Genomic DNA, 13,060 nt, shown 5'->3' on the forward strand with positions numbered 1-13,060 from the left:
ATGCAGCGCATTCTTTCCGGCCTCACGCTGGCTGCCGGCCTCGGTCTTGCGGTCGCTGCCCAGGCGGCCGACCAGGACCTGATCAAGCGCGGCGAGTACGTCTCCCGCGCCGCCGACTGCATGGCCTGCCACACCGCCGAGGGCGGCGCGCCGTTCGCCGGCGGCCTGCCGATCCACTCACCGTTCGGCACCATCTACGGCAGCAACATCACCCCGGACAAGGAGTTCGGCATCGGCAACTACAGCGCCGACGACTTCTTCGCCGCCGTCACCCAAGGCAAGCGCAAGGATGGGGCCAATCTCTACCCGGCCATGCCCTACACCTCGTACCACCTCATCAAGCGCGAGGACAGCGATGCCCTCTATGCCTACCTGATGAGCCAGACGCCAGTGCACCGCGCCGCGCCCGAAACCAGCCTGAGCTTCCCGTTCAACGTGCGCATGGGGCTGTTGGGCTGGAACATGCTCTACGGCAAGAGCGTCCAGCTGGAGAATGCCGAGGGCAAGAGCGCGGCGTACCAGCGCGGGCAATACCTGGTGGAAGTGCTCGGCCACTGTGGCGAGTGCCACACCCCGCGTAACCAGATCGGCGCCCTGCAGCAGGACAAGCGCCTCACCGGCGGCCTGCTCAACGGCTACAGCGCCCCGAGCCTGCTGGCCCAGGACCTGGCCGAGCGCGGCTGGACCAGTGCCGACCTCACCGGCTTCCTCAAGCACGGCATGAGCCCGCAGGGCAGCATGTTCAACGAGATGTTCCCGGTGATGCACCTGAGCACCCAGCACCTGGCTGACGAGGACCTCGCTGCCATGTCCACCTACCTGCTCGGCGAACAGCCGCCGCAGGCCAAGGTGGTCCAGGCCGTGACCGAGGACAAGCTCAGCGACAGCGCCAAGCGCGGCCGCCAGCAGTACCTCAACGTCTGCGCCGGCTGTCACGGCAACGACGGCGAGGGCAAGCCGCACATCGCCGTGGCCATGCAGGGCAACACCACCCTGCGCCTGGCCGATTCGCGCAACCTGGCCAAGGTCATTGTCGAGGGCATCCGCGAGCAGCAGTTCACCGGCTTCGAGCGCATGCAACCAATGCCGGGCTTCGCTGACAAGCTCAATGACGAGCAGCTCACCGACCTGATCAACTACCTGCGTCAGGCCTGGGGTGGCTTGCCGGGTGACATGGGCGTACAACAGGTCGCTCAACTCAAGGCGGAGTGAGTCGTGCAGCATCTCGATCTGCAAGTAGTCCGGCAGGCGCTCCAGTGGTCCAACGCCGGGCAGCGCGTGTGGCTGTGCAGCGTGCTCTTCACCTACGGCTCGGCGCCCCGCGCCCCGGGCTCGCTGCTGGCGGTCAACGCCAGCGGCCAGTGGGTGGGTTCGCTCTCCGGGGGCTGCGTCGAGGATGACTTCCTCGAACGCGTCGCCGAGGGCGAGTTCAGCGAGCCGGTAGTCGTCGTGCGCTACGGCGACGGCACCGATACCCGCACGAACATCCGCCTGCCCTGCGGCGGCATTCTCGACGTACTGGTGGAGAACCTCGCGCCCGATTGCGACGTGCAGGCCCACCTGCGCGAACTGGAATCGGCGCTGCTCGGCCAGCGCCGCCTGCTGCGCGAAGTGAACCTGCAGGACGGCAGTCGCCGCCTGAGCGACGACCACGAGCACGGCCCGCGGGTCGAACGCGACGAAGCCCGCGTGCGTCTGCGCGTCGGTGCTGCGCAGCGCTTGCTGCTGGCGGGTTACTCCAGCGTCGCGCACTTCTGCGCGGAATTCGGCAAGGGCCTGGGCTTCGAGGTGATTCTCTGTGATCCCCGCGAAGAGGCGCTGGATGGCGTGGTGCTGGACGGCATCGAAATCCGCCGCGAGCTGCCGTCGATCTTCATCGCCAACGGCGGCTGCCACGCGGACACCGCGGTGGTCGCCCTGACCCATGACCCGAAGATCGACGATCTGGCGATGCTCGAAGCCGTGCGCACCGAGGCCTTCTACATCGGCGTAATGGGCTCGCGCACCACGTCCGACAAGCGCCGCGAGCGCCTGCACCGCATCGGTGGCCTGAACGACGCTGACCTGGCGCGCGTGCATGCCCCCATCGGCCTCAACCTCGGCAGCAAGACCCCGGCGGAAATCGCCCTGGCCGTGCTCGCCGACATCCTGCGCACCCGCAGCGGCATCGCCCGCGAGGCGCTGTGACGCTCGTGGCGCTGGTCCTGGCCGCCGGCCAGGGCTCGCGCTTCGGCGCGGACAAGCGCCGCGCGACCTTGCCCGACGGGCGCAGCCTGCTGGCGCATAGCGTCGAACGCGCGCAGGTGGTGTTCGATGAAGTACGGGTGGTGCTGCGTGACGGCGAGCGGGCGGAGGATTTCGGCCTGCCCGCCGGCTGCCGGGTTATCCACAGCCCGGAAGCGGCGCTCGGCATGGGGCACAGTCTGGCGGCTGGGGCGGCATCGCTGAGCGACTCTCAGGCTGAGGCCGTGGCCATCCTGCTCGGCGACATGCCGTGGATTGCCGCGCAAACGTTGCGGGCGTTATCCGACGCGGCGAGCGCCTCGACCATTCTCTTCCCGCTTCACGAAGGCCAGCGTGGCCACCCCGTGCTGTTCGGCCGCAAGTTCTGGCCGGCGCTGACACAGCTCACCGGCGACGAAGGCGCCCGCACGGTGGTGCAGGCGCACCGTGATCGCTGTATCACCCTGGAGGTCGCCGATGCCGGCGTGCTGCGCGACGTCGATACCCCCGCCGCCCTCCGTTCCTGATCGGGTTTACAGCCAAGCGTCGGCGCTCCCCTTGTAGCAGCGAGGGGGACGCCATCGTCATTGCTCGCGAACCTCGGCGGCACCAAGGCGCAAGGATTCAGCCGCGCAGGGCGAATAACACGCAGCGTTATCCGCCGCATAGGCCAACGGCGGATAACCTGTTCCAGGTTATGCGCCCTACAAGGATCAATGCTGCGCCAGCCACTGAACAATGCGCGGCCAGACTTCCAGGCTGGCATTGCGTGACAGCAACAGGCGGTTGTGGTTGTAGTCCTCTCGCGCCCCCGTCGCCAGCCCGAACAGCTCCAGCTTCGCCTGCGCTCCACCAAAGGCCTTAACCAGCGCCTCGCACCCGGCGACCGGCGCGATAAAGGTATCGCCGCTGCCCGCCACGCCCAGCACCGGTAGCTCGACAGCGCCCAGCCCGGCCAGATAGTCGAAGCCTTCCAGCGAGTCGAAGCGCCGCCGGAAATTCCACTGGCACCACTGGCGCATCAAACGGGCGCTCTCCGCTTCGGGGCCGACGCTCTTCGCCCGGCTGGGTGCGATGCGCCGCCAGCGCAGCATCCAGTCGAAAGCCTGGAGCGCCAGCCAATGCCGCGGGCTGGCGCCGGCCGCCGTGGCCTGGGAACCGATCAGCACCAGTGAGCGCAGGCGGCGCTGCGCCAGCTCAGGATGGTGTGCCGCCCACATCGAGACGATCAGCCCGCCGCCGGAGTGGCCGACCCAGTGCAGCGCGGTTTGCCCGGTGCACTGGCTCACGGCATCGAGAATTGCCGGCACGTCCTGCTCGGCCACGTCGTCGAAGCTGTGCAGGAAGTCATTGCGCCCGCTATCGCCATGGCCGCGCCAGTCGAACAGCCAGCAGGCGAAGCCCTGGCTGCCCAGGTAATTGGCGAGCCCCAGGCAGCTGCGGTGGTTGGAGAAGGTGCCGTGGGTCAGCACCACCGGTACGCCGTCCGCCGGGCCTACGCGGCGCAGGGCGAGATCGACGCCGTCGGCGGTACGGATCAATTCAGGGAGGGCGGCTTCTTGTGCGGTCATGGCGCGCATCCGGGTGGGGGCGAACCATGCTGCTCCGGCACGACGGCCGGAGCAATCCCAAGCGCTTATTTGGTCGCTTTCAGCACCACGAATTTCGGATTTTCCGCCACCTGCTCGACGCCGCGGAACAGGCGCTTGAGCTTGGCGTGGTAGCCCAGGTGGCGGTTGCCGACGATCCACAGCTCGCCGCCGGTGACCAGCGCGGCGCGGGCCTGCTGGAACATGCGCCAGGCGAGGAAGTCGCCGACCACCTGCTGCTGGTGGAAGGGCGGGTTGCACAGGATCAGGTCCAGAGAGTCGGCGGCCTGGCTGGCGAGGCCATCGTCGGGGTGGATGTCCACCGAGCGGTCGCCCAGGGCGGCCTGCCAGTTCTCCCGCGCGGACTGCACGGCCATATACGACTCGTCCACCAGCGTCAGTTCGGCCTGCGGATTGAGCAGCGCGAAGGCGATGCCCAGCACGCCGTTGCCGCAGCCCAGGTCTGCCGCGCGCACGGCGTGGTGCACTTGCGGCAGGTGCGGGAGGAAGGCGCGGGTGCCGATGTCCAGGCCTTCACGGCAGAACACGTTGGCGTGGTTCAGCAGCGTCAGCGCCGGTTTGTCCAGGCGGTAGCGACTCGGGTAGGGCGAGGAGGGCGTGGGGCGCGCTTCGGCGGTCGCCACCAGCAGACGGGCTTTCTTCACGGCGAGCGAAGCCTGCATCGGGCCGATGTACTTTTCCAGCAGGTCGCCGGCGGCACGCGGCAGGTGCTTGATCATGCCGGCGGCGACGACTTTGGCGCCCGGCGCGAGCTGGTCGTGCAGACGGATCAGCTGTTCCTCCAGCAGGGCGAGGGTCTTGGGCACGCGGATCAGTACGTGATCGAACGGGCCTTGCGGCGTCTCGCTGGCGGGCACGAAGCTCAGCGGCGCGTCGGTGAGGCCGTTGCGTTCGAGGTTGCGCTCGAGGGCGATAAAGCCCAGGTGCGAGTCGCCGCTGCTGGTCAGGCGCACATGGTGCACGAGGCTGGCGGCGAGGGCGCCGAAGCTGTCGTTGAGCACCAGCACGCGGCTGTCCGCGCCGACGCCTTGCTCGTGGAGATGCGCGAGCAGGTACTCGTCGGCCGCATCGAAGGCTTGCAGCGGGTCTTCGCGCTGTTCGGGGTGGCGGACCAGGTCGAGCTGGGCGAAGGGGCTGGCGAGGACGGGCATGGGACTCTCGAAACGACGGAAATGGCTGAGATAGAGGTGCTGCTTCGTTGGCAATGAGTAGTGGCCTATTGCAACGATTTTGTCATTAAATTGAGACGTGGTTGACTCGCAATGGCTTGTGCGGGCCAGCGTTATACCGAAAAATTATGACCTATCCGCCCCGCCTTCGTCTGCGCGGCGGCTTCCCAATAATAACCGGGCGGTCCATGCGACCCGGTAGGGCCCGATCCCGGAGCTGCGCTCCGCCGACCGACGGCCACTCTTCCAAGTCTTCACGAATCCTCGACCCGCGACAGTCGTTCGCGCGCCGGGCTATTGCCATTGCATAAGGATATCGATGTACCAGTCGTTGCTCGGGGTGGCCTTGTCCGCCCTTTTCCTCGTGGCTCAACCGGCCTTCGCCGAAGAGCCCATCGTCATCAAGTTCTCCCACGTCGTCGCCGATGAAACGCCCAAGGGCCGTGGCGCGCTGCTGTTCAAGAAACTGGTGGAAGAGCGCCTGGCCGGCCAGGTGAAGGTCGAGGTGTTCCCCAACTCCACGCTGTTCGGCGATGCCGACGAACTGCAGGCGCTGCAGGACGGCAAGGTGCAGATGCTGGCGCCGTCGCTGTCGAAGTTCGAGGGCTACACCAAGCAGCTGGAAGTCTTCGACCTGCCGTTCCTGTTCGACGACCTGGAAGCGGTGAAGCGCTTCCAGAAGCGCGACAAGAGCCGCGAACTGCTGCACTCCATGGCGCGCTCGGGCATCTACGGCCTGGCCTACTGGAACAATGGCATGAAGCAGCTCTCGGCCAACCGCGAACTGCGCGCGCCGGCCGATGCCAAGGGCCTGGCCTTCCGCATCCAGCCGTCTTCGGTGATCAACGCCCAGTTCGGCCTGCTCGATGCCACGGCGGTGAAGATGCCCTTCGCCGAGACCCTCAAGGCGCTGCAGGACGGCAAGGTGCAGGGCACCGAGAACACCTGGTCGAACATCGGCAGCCAGAAGCTCGACAGCGCCCAGCCGTTCATCACCGAGACCAACCACGGTGTGCTCAGCTACATGGTGATCAGCAACCAGAAGTTCTGGAACAGCATGCCCTACCCGGTGCGCACCCAGCTGGAAAGCATCATCGAAGAAGTCACCGTCGAGGTGAACAAGGACGCCGAAGCGCTGAACCAGAAGGAGCGCGAGCACGTCGTCGCCAACGGCAAGGCGCGCATCGTCGCCCTGACCCCGGCCGAGCGCGAAGCCTGGCGCACCGCCATGCAGCCGCTGTGGAAGCAGTTCGAGGGTGAGATCGGCTCCGACGTGCTGCGCGCCGCCCAGGTGGTGAACCGCAAGCATTGATCCACAGGGACTGATCCAGAGCAGGCTTGTGGCGATCTCACCGGATAGCCACAAGCCTTGCGGGTGTTTCTCGCGCCGGGAATACGGGAAAATGGGTCGTTGCCTGCAAAGGAGCGGACGATGACCGCCAGCGAAGAGAAGTTCACCCGCCAGACCCTGGTGGAGGTGCAGACGCTCACCCCGAGCCTGTTCACCCTGCGCACCACCCGCGACAGCGGCTACCGCTTCCGCGCCGGGCAGTTCGCCCGCCTGGGCGTGTACAAGCCCAGCGGCAGCATCGTCTGGCGCGCCTACTCGATGGTTTCGGCGCCCCACGACGACTTCCTCGAGTTCTTCTCCATCGTCGTTCCCGGCGGTGAATTCACCAGCGAGCTCAGCCGCCTGCGCGTCGGCGACCAGTTGCTGGTGGATCGCCAGGCCTTCGGCTTCCTCACCCTCGACCGTTTCCCCGATGGCCGCGACCTCTGGCTGCTCTCCACCGGCACCGGCCTGGCGCCGTTCCTGTCGATCCTGCAGGACTTCGAGGTGTGGGAGCGCTTCGAGACCATCAAGCTGGTCTACAGCGCCCGCGAGGAAAAGGAACTGGCCTACCGCGAGCTGATTGCCAGCTTCGGCGCGATGGAGCATCTGGCCGAACATATCCACAAGCTGCAGTTCATCCCGGTGGTCACCCGCGAACAGGTGCCCGGTTGCCTGAACGCGCGGATCACCACGCTGATCGAGAACGGCGAGCTGGAGCGCGCCGCCGGTCTGGAGCTCACCCCGGAACATTCGCGGGTGATGCTCTGCGGCAACCCGCAGATGATCGAGGACACCCGTGCCGTGCTGAAGGCACGTGGCATGAGCCTGGCGCTGACGCGCAAGCCCGGCCAGATCGCCGTGGAAAACTATTGGTAAGTTCGGCCCGATAGATTTTGAAAAGATTGTCCCCTTAGGGCCGCAGGGCTTTGCCCTTAGGATAAGCGTCCGTTTCCCTTTTTTCGGACCTTATGGACAGTCAAAGTACAACGCCGGCCCCGGTCGCTACCCCTGTAGAGCCGGCGTTCGGCGAACCTCCCCCGGCACCCGCGTTCGCGGATAAGCCTTCCCAGCCTGCCATGGCGCGCGCCCAGCGAGGTCGTTCGACATGGAATGGTTGATGGACCCCACGGCCTGGCTCGGCCTGCTCACCCTGATCCTGCTCGAGCTGGTGCTCGGCATCGATAACCTGGTCTTCATCGCGATCCTCGCGGACAAGCTGCCGCCGCACCTGCGCGACCGCGCGCGGCTGATCGGCCTGTCGCTGGCGCTGCTGATGCGCCTGGGCCTGCTGGCGAGCATTTCCTGGCTGGTCACGCTCACCGAGCCGCTGATCGAGGTGTTTGGCAAGTCCTTCTCCGGCCGCGACCTGATCATGCTGTTCGGTGGTCTGTTCCTGTTGTTCAAGGCGACGCTGGAGCTGCATGAACGCCTCGAAGGCCGCGTGCACACCTCCAACGGCAAGCGTGTCTACGCCGCCTTCTGGCCGGTGGTCGCGCAGATCGTGGTGCTGGACGCGGTGTTCTCCCTCGACGCGGTGATCACCGCCGTGGGCATGGTCGAGCAGTTGGAAGTGATGATGATCGCGGTCATCTTCTCCATCGGCCTGATGATGGTGGCCAGCAAGCCGCTGACCCGCTTCGTCAACGAACACCCGACGGTGATCATGCTGTGCCTGGGCTTCCTGTTGATGATCGGTTTCAGCCTGACGGCCGAAGGCCTGGGCTTCCACATTCCGAAAGGCTACCTGTATGCCGCCATCGGCTTCAGCCTGCTGATCGAGATGGCCAACCAACTGGTGCGCTGGAAGCGCCAGAAGAGCCAGCGCGGCCAGCGTGGCCTGCGCCAGCGGACCGCCCACGCCGTGCTGCGTCTGATGGGCGGCAAGGTTGATGCCGACGAAGTGGGCGAAGACATCGCCGACCTGGTGGGCCCGGACGATGGCGGCGACGCGCCGTTCCACCGCCGTGAGCGGGTGATGATCAGCGGTGTGCTGGGCCTGGCCGAGCGTCCGGTCAAGGCCGTGATGATCGACCGCCAGCGCGTACACCGCGTGGACGTAGCCGACAGCCCGGAGAACATCCGCCGCGCGCTGCTGGAGTCGCCTTACTCGCGCCTGCTGGTGATCCGCGAAGGCAACATCGACGAGCCGCTGGGCTATGTGCACAAGAAGGAGCTGTTCTCTGCCCTGCTGCAGGGCCGTGAGCTGGACATCCTGCCGCTGCTGCGCGAGCCGCTGAGCCTGCCGGACAGCAGTACGGTGCTGGGCGCGCTGGAGCTGATGCGCGAGGCCTCGACCCACCTGGCCTTCGTGGTCAACGAGTTCGGTGGCTTCGAGGGCATGCTGAGCATGACCGACGTGCTGGAGGCGATTGCCGGTGAACTGCCGGACGCCAGCGAGGTGTCCGGTACGGACATCGAGGCGGAGGAGGGCGCTTATCGGGTGGACGGTGCCGTAACGCTGTCGGCGCTGGCCGAGCGGGTCGGCTTCCACGCCCGCCCGACGGCGGAGTACCAGACCCTCGGCGGGCTGGCGCTCAAGCACCTTGGCCGCTTGCCGGCCAAGGGTGACACGCTGGAGCTGGGCGGCTGGCGCCTGGAAGTGACGGACGTCAGCGAGCGGCGCATTGGCCGCGTGCTGCTGACGCCGCCGGACTGACGTCAGGGGCCGCCCCCGGCCCGGTCAGCGATCTGCTCAAGGAGCGCGGTTGTTCTGCTGCTTGAGCAGGTCGCGGATCTCGGTCAGCAGGGTTTCTTCAGCGCTCGGCACCGGCGGGGCGCTGGGCTCCACGGCCTCTTCACGCTTGAGTTTGTTGATGGCCTTCACGCCCATGAAGATGGCGAAGGCCACGATGATGAAGTCCAGGCAGGTCTGAATGAATTTGCCGTAGGCCAGCATCACCGCCGGCGTCTGGCCCTCGGCGGCCTTGAGCGTGATCGCCAGGTCGGAGAAGTCCATGCCACCGATCAGCAGGCCAATGGGCGGCATGATCACGTCACCGACGAAGGACGAGACGATCTTGCCGAACGCCGCGCCGATGATGATACCGACGGCCATGTCGACCACGTTGCCCTTGACCGCGAAGGCCTTGAATTCGTTGAGCAGACTCATGCACAGACTCCTTGTTACGCAAAAAGAGGGGACAGGCGCAGTTTAGCGGCCCGTCGCCGTCTGAACACCCCGTGCGCGGTCAATTCCAACGGTATGACCGGCGGCGGTGGGCGGCATCGCGCCGTGGTCTAGGCTTATCGGGCAAGCCATCCACTCCAACGCATCCAACAAGGAGGCCCGCCATGCCGCTCGAGCATCATCCCCTGTCCCGCGAATTCCCCGACCAGAAGGCCCTGATGACCCGCTTGCACGGGAAGGACGCGAACTTCACCCGCATGGCCGCCAGCTACGAGGAGCTGGACAAGAAGATCTACGACATCGAGGACGGCCGCCAGGCGATGGACGACCTCGCCCTCAACTCCCTCAAGCTGCAGCGCGTGGCGCTGAAGGACGAGATTTCCGACCTGCTCAAGCGATCCGGTTGAGCTTGACCAGAGTCAAGGGTGGCCGCCTGCGCGAGGCGTAGGCTCCCGTCATCTCTTTCCAACCGGTGCCACCGCCATGCGTAAAGCCCTTTCGTCCTCTGGCAAGTCCGTCACCAAGCTCCCCAAACGCAACGCCGAAGCCCTGCGCGCCCAGGAGCGCCTGGTCCGCCTGAAGCTGCAGTACGAGCTGCTGGACCAGCGCATCGGTCGTGTGGAAGAGGGCATCGAACGCCCCGACTGCACTCTGGCCTCGCTGCTGATGCGCCGCGAAAGCCTCAAGCACGATATGGAAAGTCAGTATCGCCGCCTGGCGAGCTAAGAACCTGTCTACGGTCTGCTGCGCGTCGGCAGAACCGCGCTGAAATCGGCCTCGGGGGCTCATTTACTGCGTGTAAACTCCGCTCCCTCAACCGATTTCAGCGCACGTCTGCTCTAGCTCGCGAGACCGTAAATAGGTTCTGAACCGCTCCACCCGATTGGCTTATGATGGGGACTTTGCATTCGACGGAAGTCCCCCATGGCCAAGGCCAAGCGCATGTACGGCTGCACCGAGTGCGGCGCCACCTACCCGAAATGGGCCGGTCAATGCCCTGATTGCGGCGCCTGGAACACTCTCGTCGAAACCGTCATCGACACCACCCCCACCGGCGGCTCGGCCAGCAGCTCCTCCGGCCGTGGCGGCTGGGCCGGCCAGCAGGCCAACATCAAGACCCTCGCCGAAGTCAGCGTCGAGGAAATGCCGCGCTTCTCCACCGCCTCGGCGGAGCTGGACCGCGCCCTGGGCGGCGGCCTGGTCGACGGCTCGGTGGTGCTGATCGGCGGCGACCCCGGCATCGGCAAGTCCACCATCCTCCTGCAGACCCTCTGCAACATCGCGACGCGCCTGCCGGCGCTCTATGTCACGGGTGAGGAATCCCAGCAGCAGGTCGCCATGCGCGCCCGCCGCCTGGGCCTGCCGGAGGACAAGCTCAAGGTCATGACCGAGACCTGCATCGAGACCATCATCGCCACGGCGCGCCAGGAGCAGCCCAAGGTAATGGTGATCGACTCGATCCAGACCATCTTCACCGAACAGCTGCAATCCGCACCCGGCGGCGTCGCTCAGGTGCGCGAGAGTGCGGCGCTGCTGGTGCGTTTCGCCAAGCAGAGCGGCACGGCAATCTTCCTGGTCGGCCACGTCACCAAGGAAGGCTCCCTGGCCGGCCCGCGTGTGCTGGAGCACATGGTCGACACCGTGCTGTATTTCGAGGGTGAATCCGACGGCCGCCTGCGCCTGCTGCGGGCGGTGAAAAACCGCTTCGGCGCGGTGAACGAGCTGGGCGTGTTCGCCATGACCGACCGTGGTCTGAAGGAGGTTTCCAACCCGTCGGCCATCTTCCTCACCCGCGCCCAGGAATCAGTGCCGGGCAGTGTGGTCATGGCCACCTGGGAAGGCTCGCGGCCGATGCTGGTGGAGGTGCAGGCGCTGGTGGACACCAGCCACCTGGCCAACCCGCGCCGCGTGACCCTGGGCCTGGACCAGAACCGCCTGGCCATGCTGCTGGCGGTGCTGCACCGCCACGGCGGCATCCCGACCTACGACCAGGATGTGTTCCTCAACGTGGTCGGCGGTGTGAAGGTTCTGGAGACGGCGTCGGACCTGGCGCTGATGGCGGCGGTGATGTCCAGCCTGCGCAACCGCCCGCTGGATCACCAGTTGCTGGTGTTCGGCGAAGTCGGCCTGTCCGGCGAGGTGCGGCCGGTGCCCAGCGGCCAGGAACGTCTGAAGGAAGCGGCCAAGCACGGCTTCAAACGCGCCATCGTGCCCAAGGGCAATGCGCCGAAGGAGTCGCCGCCCGGCCTGCAGGTGATCGCCGTGACGCGCCTGGAGCAGGCGCTGGATGCGTTGTTCGAATAGGTTGATTTCAGCGTTGCGGGTGAGCGATCGCGGACGGAGTCCGCTCCTACGAAAATGCCAACCTGGGCGTAGGAGCGGACTCCGTCCGCGATTGGCCCGCGTCGAGACGTGATCTCAATGCTCGCTGAGCAGCGTCAGCTCCCGCTCCAGCAGTGACTCGTCACCCAGGTTCAGCTCCACCAGGCGCCGCAGGTGGCTGATGGAATCCAGGTCGATGTGCCGGCAGTTGAAGCCCAGCAGGCCTTCGCGCTCCCAGGCGAGGTCGGCCTCCATATAGACGTTGACGTCGAAGCCCAGGTAGATGCGCACCTGCACCGGTTCCTGCGCGACGATGCTCCAGTGTTCCGGCCGCTGCACCAGCAGGCCCTGCAGGGACAGGTCGAGCAGCGTCACCTTCCAGCGCTGGTCGCCCTGGCTGATCTCGGTGCCGGCGTCGAAGGCGATGCGCTGGAAGCGCCGGCGCTCGTCGTGATCGTCAGTCATGTCGTGGCTCTCCGGCCGTTTCTGCTTCGCCTCACTATAGACGCAAGCCATTGCCGACGCGTCGTACACCGATTGCTGATGTTTCGTCCGTCAGACACAGCCCGCGCGGGTTTGACAGCCTGCAGACCCTCGCCAAAGCTCCATGTGCGTTTAACCACTACAACTGCGGAGTGCAGAGCATGGACAATAAAGTGATCAAGGGTCTGATTTTTGGGGTTATCAGCGTTGCCAGTCTGGCGGCGCACGCAGATGAAGCCGGGCAGAGCGGCAAGGGCTGCGGTTGGGGCAACATGGTCTTCGACGGTCAGCGCGGCCTGTTCCCGCACCTGCTGGCCACCACCACCAACGGCACCTCGGGCAACGCCACCTTCGGCCTGACCTCCGGCACCAATGGCTGTGACGCCAGCCAGCGCATTTCCTACGGCGGCCGCTCGATCTTCGCCATGAACGGCATGCTCGACAACATCGCCGAGAACATGGCCCAGGGCCACGGCGAAGCGCTGGACGCCTACGCCGTCCTGCTCGGCATCCCGACCCAGGACCGCGCGCACTTCGCCCAGGTCACCCAGCAGCACTTCGGTGAGATCTTCACGTCCAAGGACGCCACCGGCGAGCAGGTGCTCAACAACACCCTGGCGGTGATGAGCCGTGACCAGACCCTGGCGCAGTACGCCAAGCAGCCGGCCTGACGACCGCTACGCCGCAAAAGGCCCGCCCCAGGCGGGCCTTTTCATTTCCTGACCCTGCGGTCGAGCGCGTTGACCTCCGGCAATAAGCGCGTAACCGCCCTAGACTAAGGTCGTATGAATGG

The 13,060-nt window shown here is 66.1% G+C and carries 14 protein-coding genes; 10 read left to right on the plus strand and 4 right to left on the minus strand.

Features of this window, described 5'->3' with window-relative positions:
- The 3 genes from IB273_RS25640 to IB273_RS25650 are packed head-to-tail and all read left to right on the plus strand — an operon-like array spanning window position 1 to window position 2,750.
- Window positions 1-1,212, plus strand: a complete 1,212-nt coding sequence (locus IB273_RS25640; protein WP_192225333.1) for a cytochrome c — start codon at window positions 1-3, stop codon at window positions 1,210-1,212.
- A 3-nt stretch (window positions 1,213-1,215) separates the two neighbouring features.
- A complete protein-coding gene (locus tag IB273_RS25645) occupies window positions 1,216-2,187 on the plus strand; it encodes an XdhC family protein (RefSeq protein ID WP_151188404.1) in 972 nt (323 codons plus the stop codon).
- Complete coding sequence (locus IB273_RS25650; protein WP_192225334.1) at window positions 2,184-2,750, plus strand: NTP transferase domain-containing protein; 567 nt, start codon at window positions 2,184-2,186, stop codon at window positions 2,748-2,750. The genes IB273_RS25645 and IB273_RS25650 overlap by 4 nt, the downstream gene beginning before the upstream one ends.
- Before the next feature lie 186 nt (window positions 2,751-2,936).
- Here the strand turns inward: IB273_RS25650 and IB273_RS25655 are convergent, their stop codons facing one another.
- On the minus strand, window positions 2,937-3,794 hold the full coding sequence (locus IB273_RS25655; protein ID WP_225610273.1) for an alpha/beta fold hydrolase: 858 nt from the start codon (window positions 3,792-3,794) through the stop codon (window positions 2,937-2,939).
- A gap of 65 nt (window positions 3,795-3,859) precedes the next feature.
- On the minus strand, window positions 3,860-4,984 hold the full coding sequence (locus IB273_RS25660; RefSeq protein ID WP_192225336.1) for a methyltransferase: 1,125 nt from the start codon (window positions 4,982-4,984) through the stop codon (window positions 3,860-3,862).
- A 337-nt stretch (window positions 4,985-5,321) separates the two neighbouring features.
- Between IB273_RS25660 and IB273_RS25665 the strand changes: the two genes are divergently transcribed.
- From IB273_RS25665 to IB273_RS25675, 3 genes are all read left to right on the plus strand, one after another.
- Window positions 5,322-6,314, plus strand: a complete 993-nt coding sequence (locus IB273_RS25665) for a TRAP transporter substrate-binding protein (protein WP_192225337.1) — start codon at window positions 5,322-5,324, stop codon at window positions 6,312-6,314.
- 120 nt (window positions 6,315-6,434) lie between these two features.
- Window positions 6,435-7,211, plus strand: coding sequence for a ferredoxin--NADP reductase (locus IB273_RS25670; protein WP_081520067.1), 777 nt, complete (start codon window positions 6,435-6,437; stop codon window positions 7,209-7,211).
- A gap of 229 nt (window positions 7,212-7,440) precedes the next feature.
- Window positions 7,441-8,991: a TerC family protein gene (locus IB273_RS25675; RefSeq protein WP_192225338.1), complete on the plus strand. Its 1,551-nt coding sequence runs from the start codon at window positions 7,441-7,443 to the stop codon at window positions 8,989-8,991.
- A gap of 36 nt (window positions 8,992-9,027) precedes the next feature.
- On the opposite strand, the gene mscL is transcribed toward IB273_RS25675, so the two are convergent.
- A complete protein-coding gene (mscL, locus tag IB273_RS25680) occupies window positions 9,028-9,444 on the minus strand; it encodes a large-conductance mechanosensitive channel protein MscL (protein WP_045216609.1) in 417 nt (138 codons plus the stop codon).
- A gap of 182 nt (window positions 9,445-9,626) precedes the next feature.
- On the opposite strand from mscL, the gene IB273_RS25685 reads away from it, so the two are divergent.
- The 3 genes from IB273_RS25685 (at window position 9,627) to radA (ending at window position 11,766) form a co-directional block, all read left to right on the plus strand.
- Window positions 9,627-9,869: a YdcH family protein gene (locus IB273_RS25685; RefSeq protein ID WP_081520069.1), complete on the plus strand. Its 243-nt coding sequence runs from the start codon at window positions 9,627-9,629 to the stop codon at window positions 9,867-9,869.
- 76 nt (window positions 9,870-9,945) lie between these two features.
- Window positions 9,946-10,188: a hypothetical protein gene (locus tag IB273_RS25690; protein ID WP_081520070.1), complete on the plus strand. Its 243-nt coding sequence runs from the start codon at window positions 9,946-9,948 to the stop codon at window positions 10,186-10,188.
- A 198-nt stretch (window positions 10,189-10,386) separates the two neighbouring features.
- Window positions 10,387-11,766, plus strand: coding sequence for a DNA repair protein RadA (gene radA / locus IB273_RS25695; RefSeq protein ID WP_081520071.1), 1,380 nt, complete (start codon window positions 10,387-10,389; stop codon window positions 11,764-11,766).
- A gap of 114 nt (window positions 11,767-11,880) precedes the next feature.
- Here the strand turns inward: radA and IB273_RS25700 are convergent, their stop codons facing one another.
- The gene (locus tag IB273_RS25700) at window positions 11,881-12,249 is read right to left on the minus strand and encodes a PilZ domain-containing protein (RefSeq protein ID WP_081520072.1); all 369 of its coding nucleotides are present in this window, start codon (window positions 12,247-12,249) and stop codon (window positions 11,881-11,883) included.
- A 179-nt stretch (window positions 12,250-12,428) separates the two neighbouring features.
- Here IB273_RS25700 and IB273_RS25705 point away from each other — a divergent pair, with 179 nt between their 5' ends.
- Window positions 12,429-12,938: a DUF3015 domain-containing protein gene (locus IB273_RS25705; RefSeq protein ID WP_081520073.1), complete on the plus strand. Its 510-nt coding sequence runs from the start codon at window positions 12,429-12,431 to the stop codon at window positions 12,936-12,938.
- The last annotated feature ends 122 nt before the right edge of the window (window positions 12,939-13,060 follow it).

The sequence above is a fragment of the Pseudomonas sp. PDM19 genome (genome assembly GCF_014852215.1).
Taxonomy (GTDB): domain Bacteria; phylum Pseudomonadota; class Gammaproteobacteria; order Pseudomonadales; family Pseudomonadaceae; genus Pseudomonas.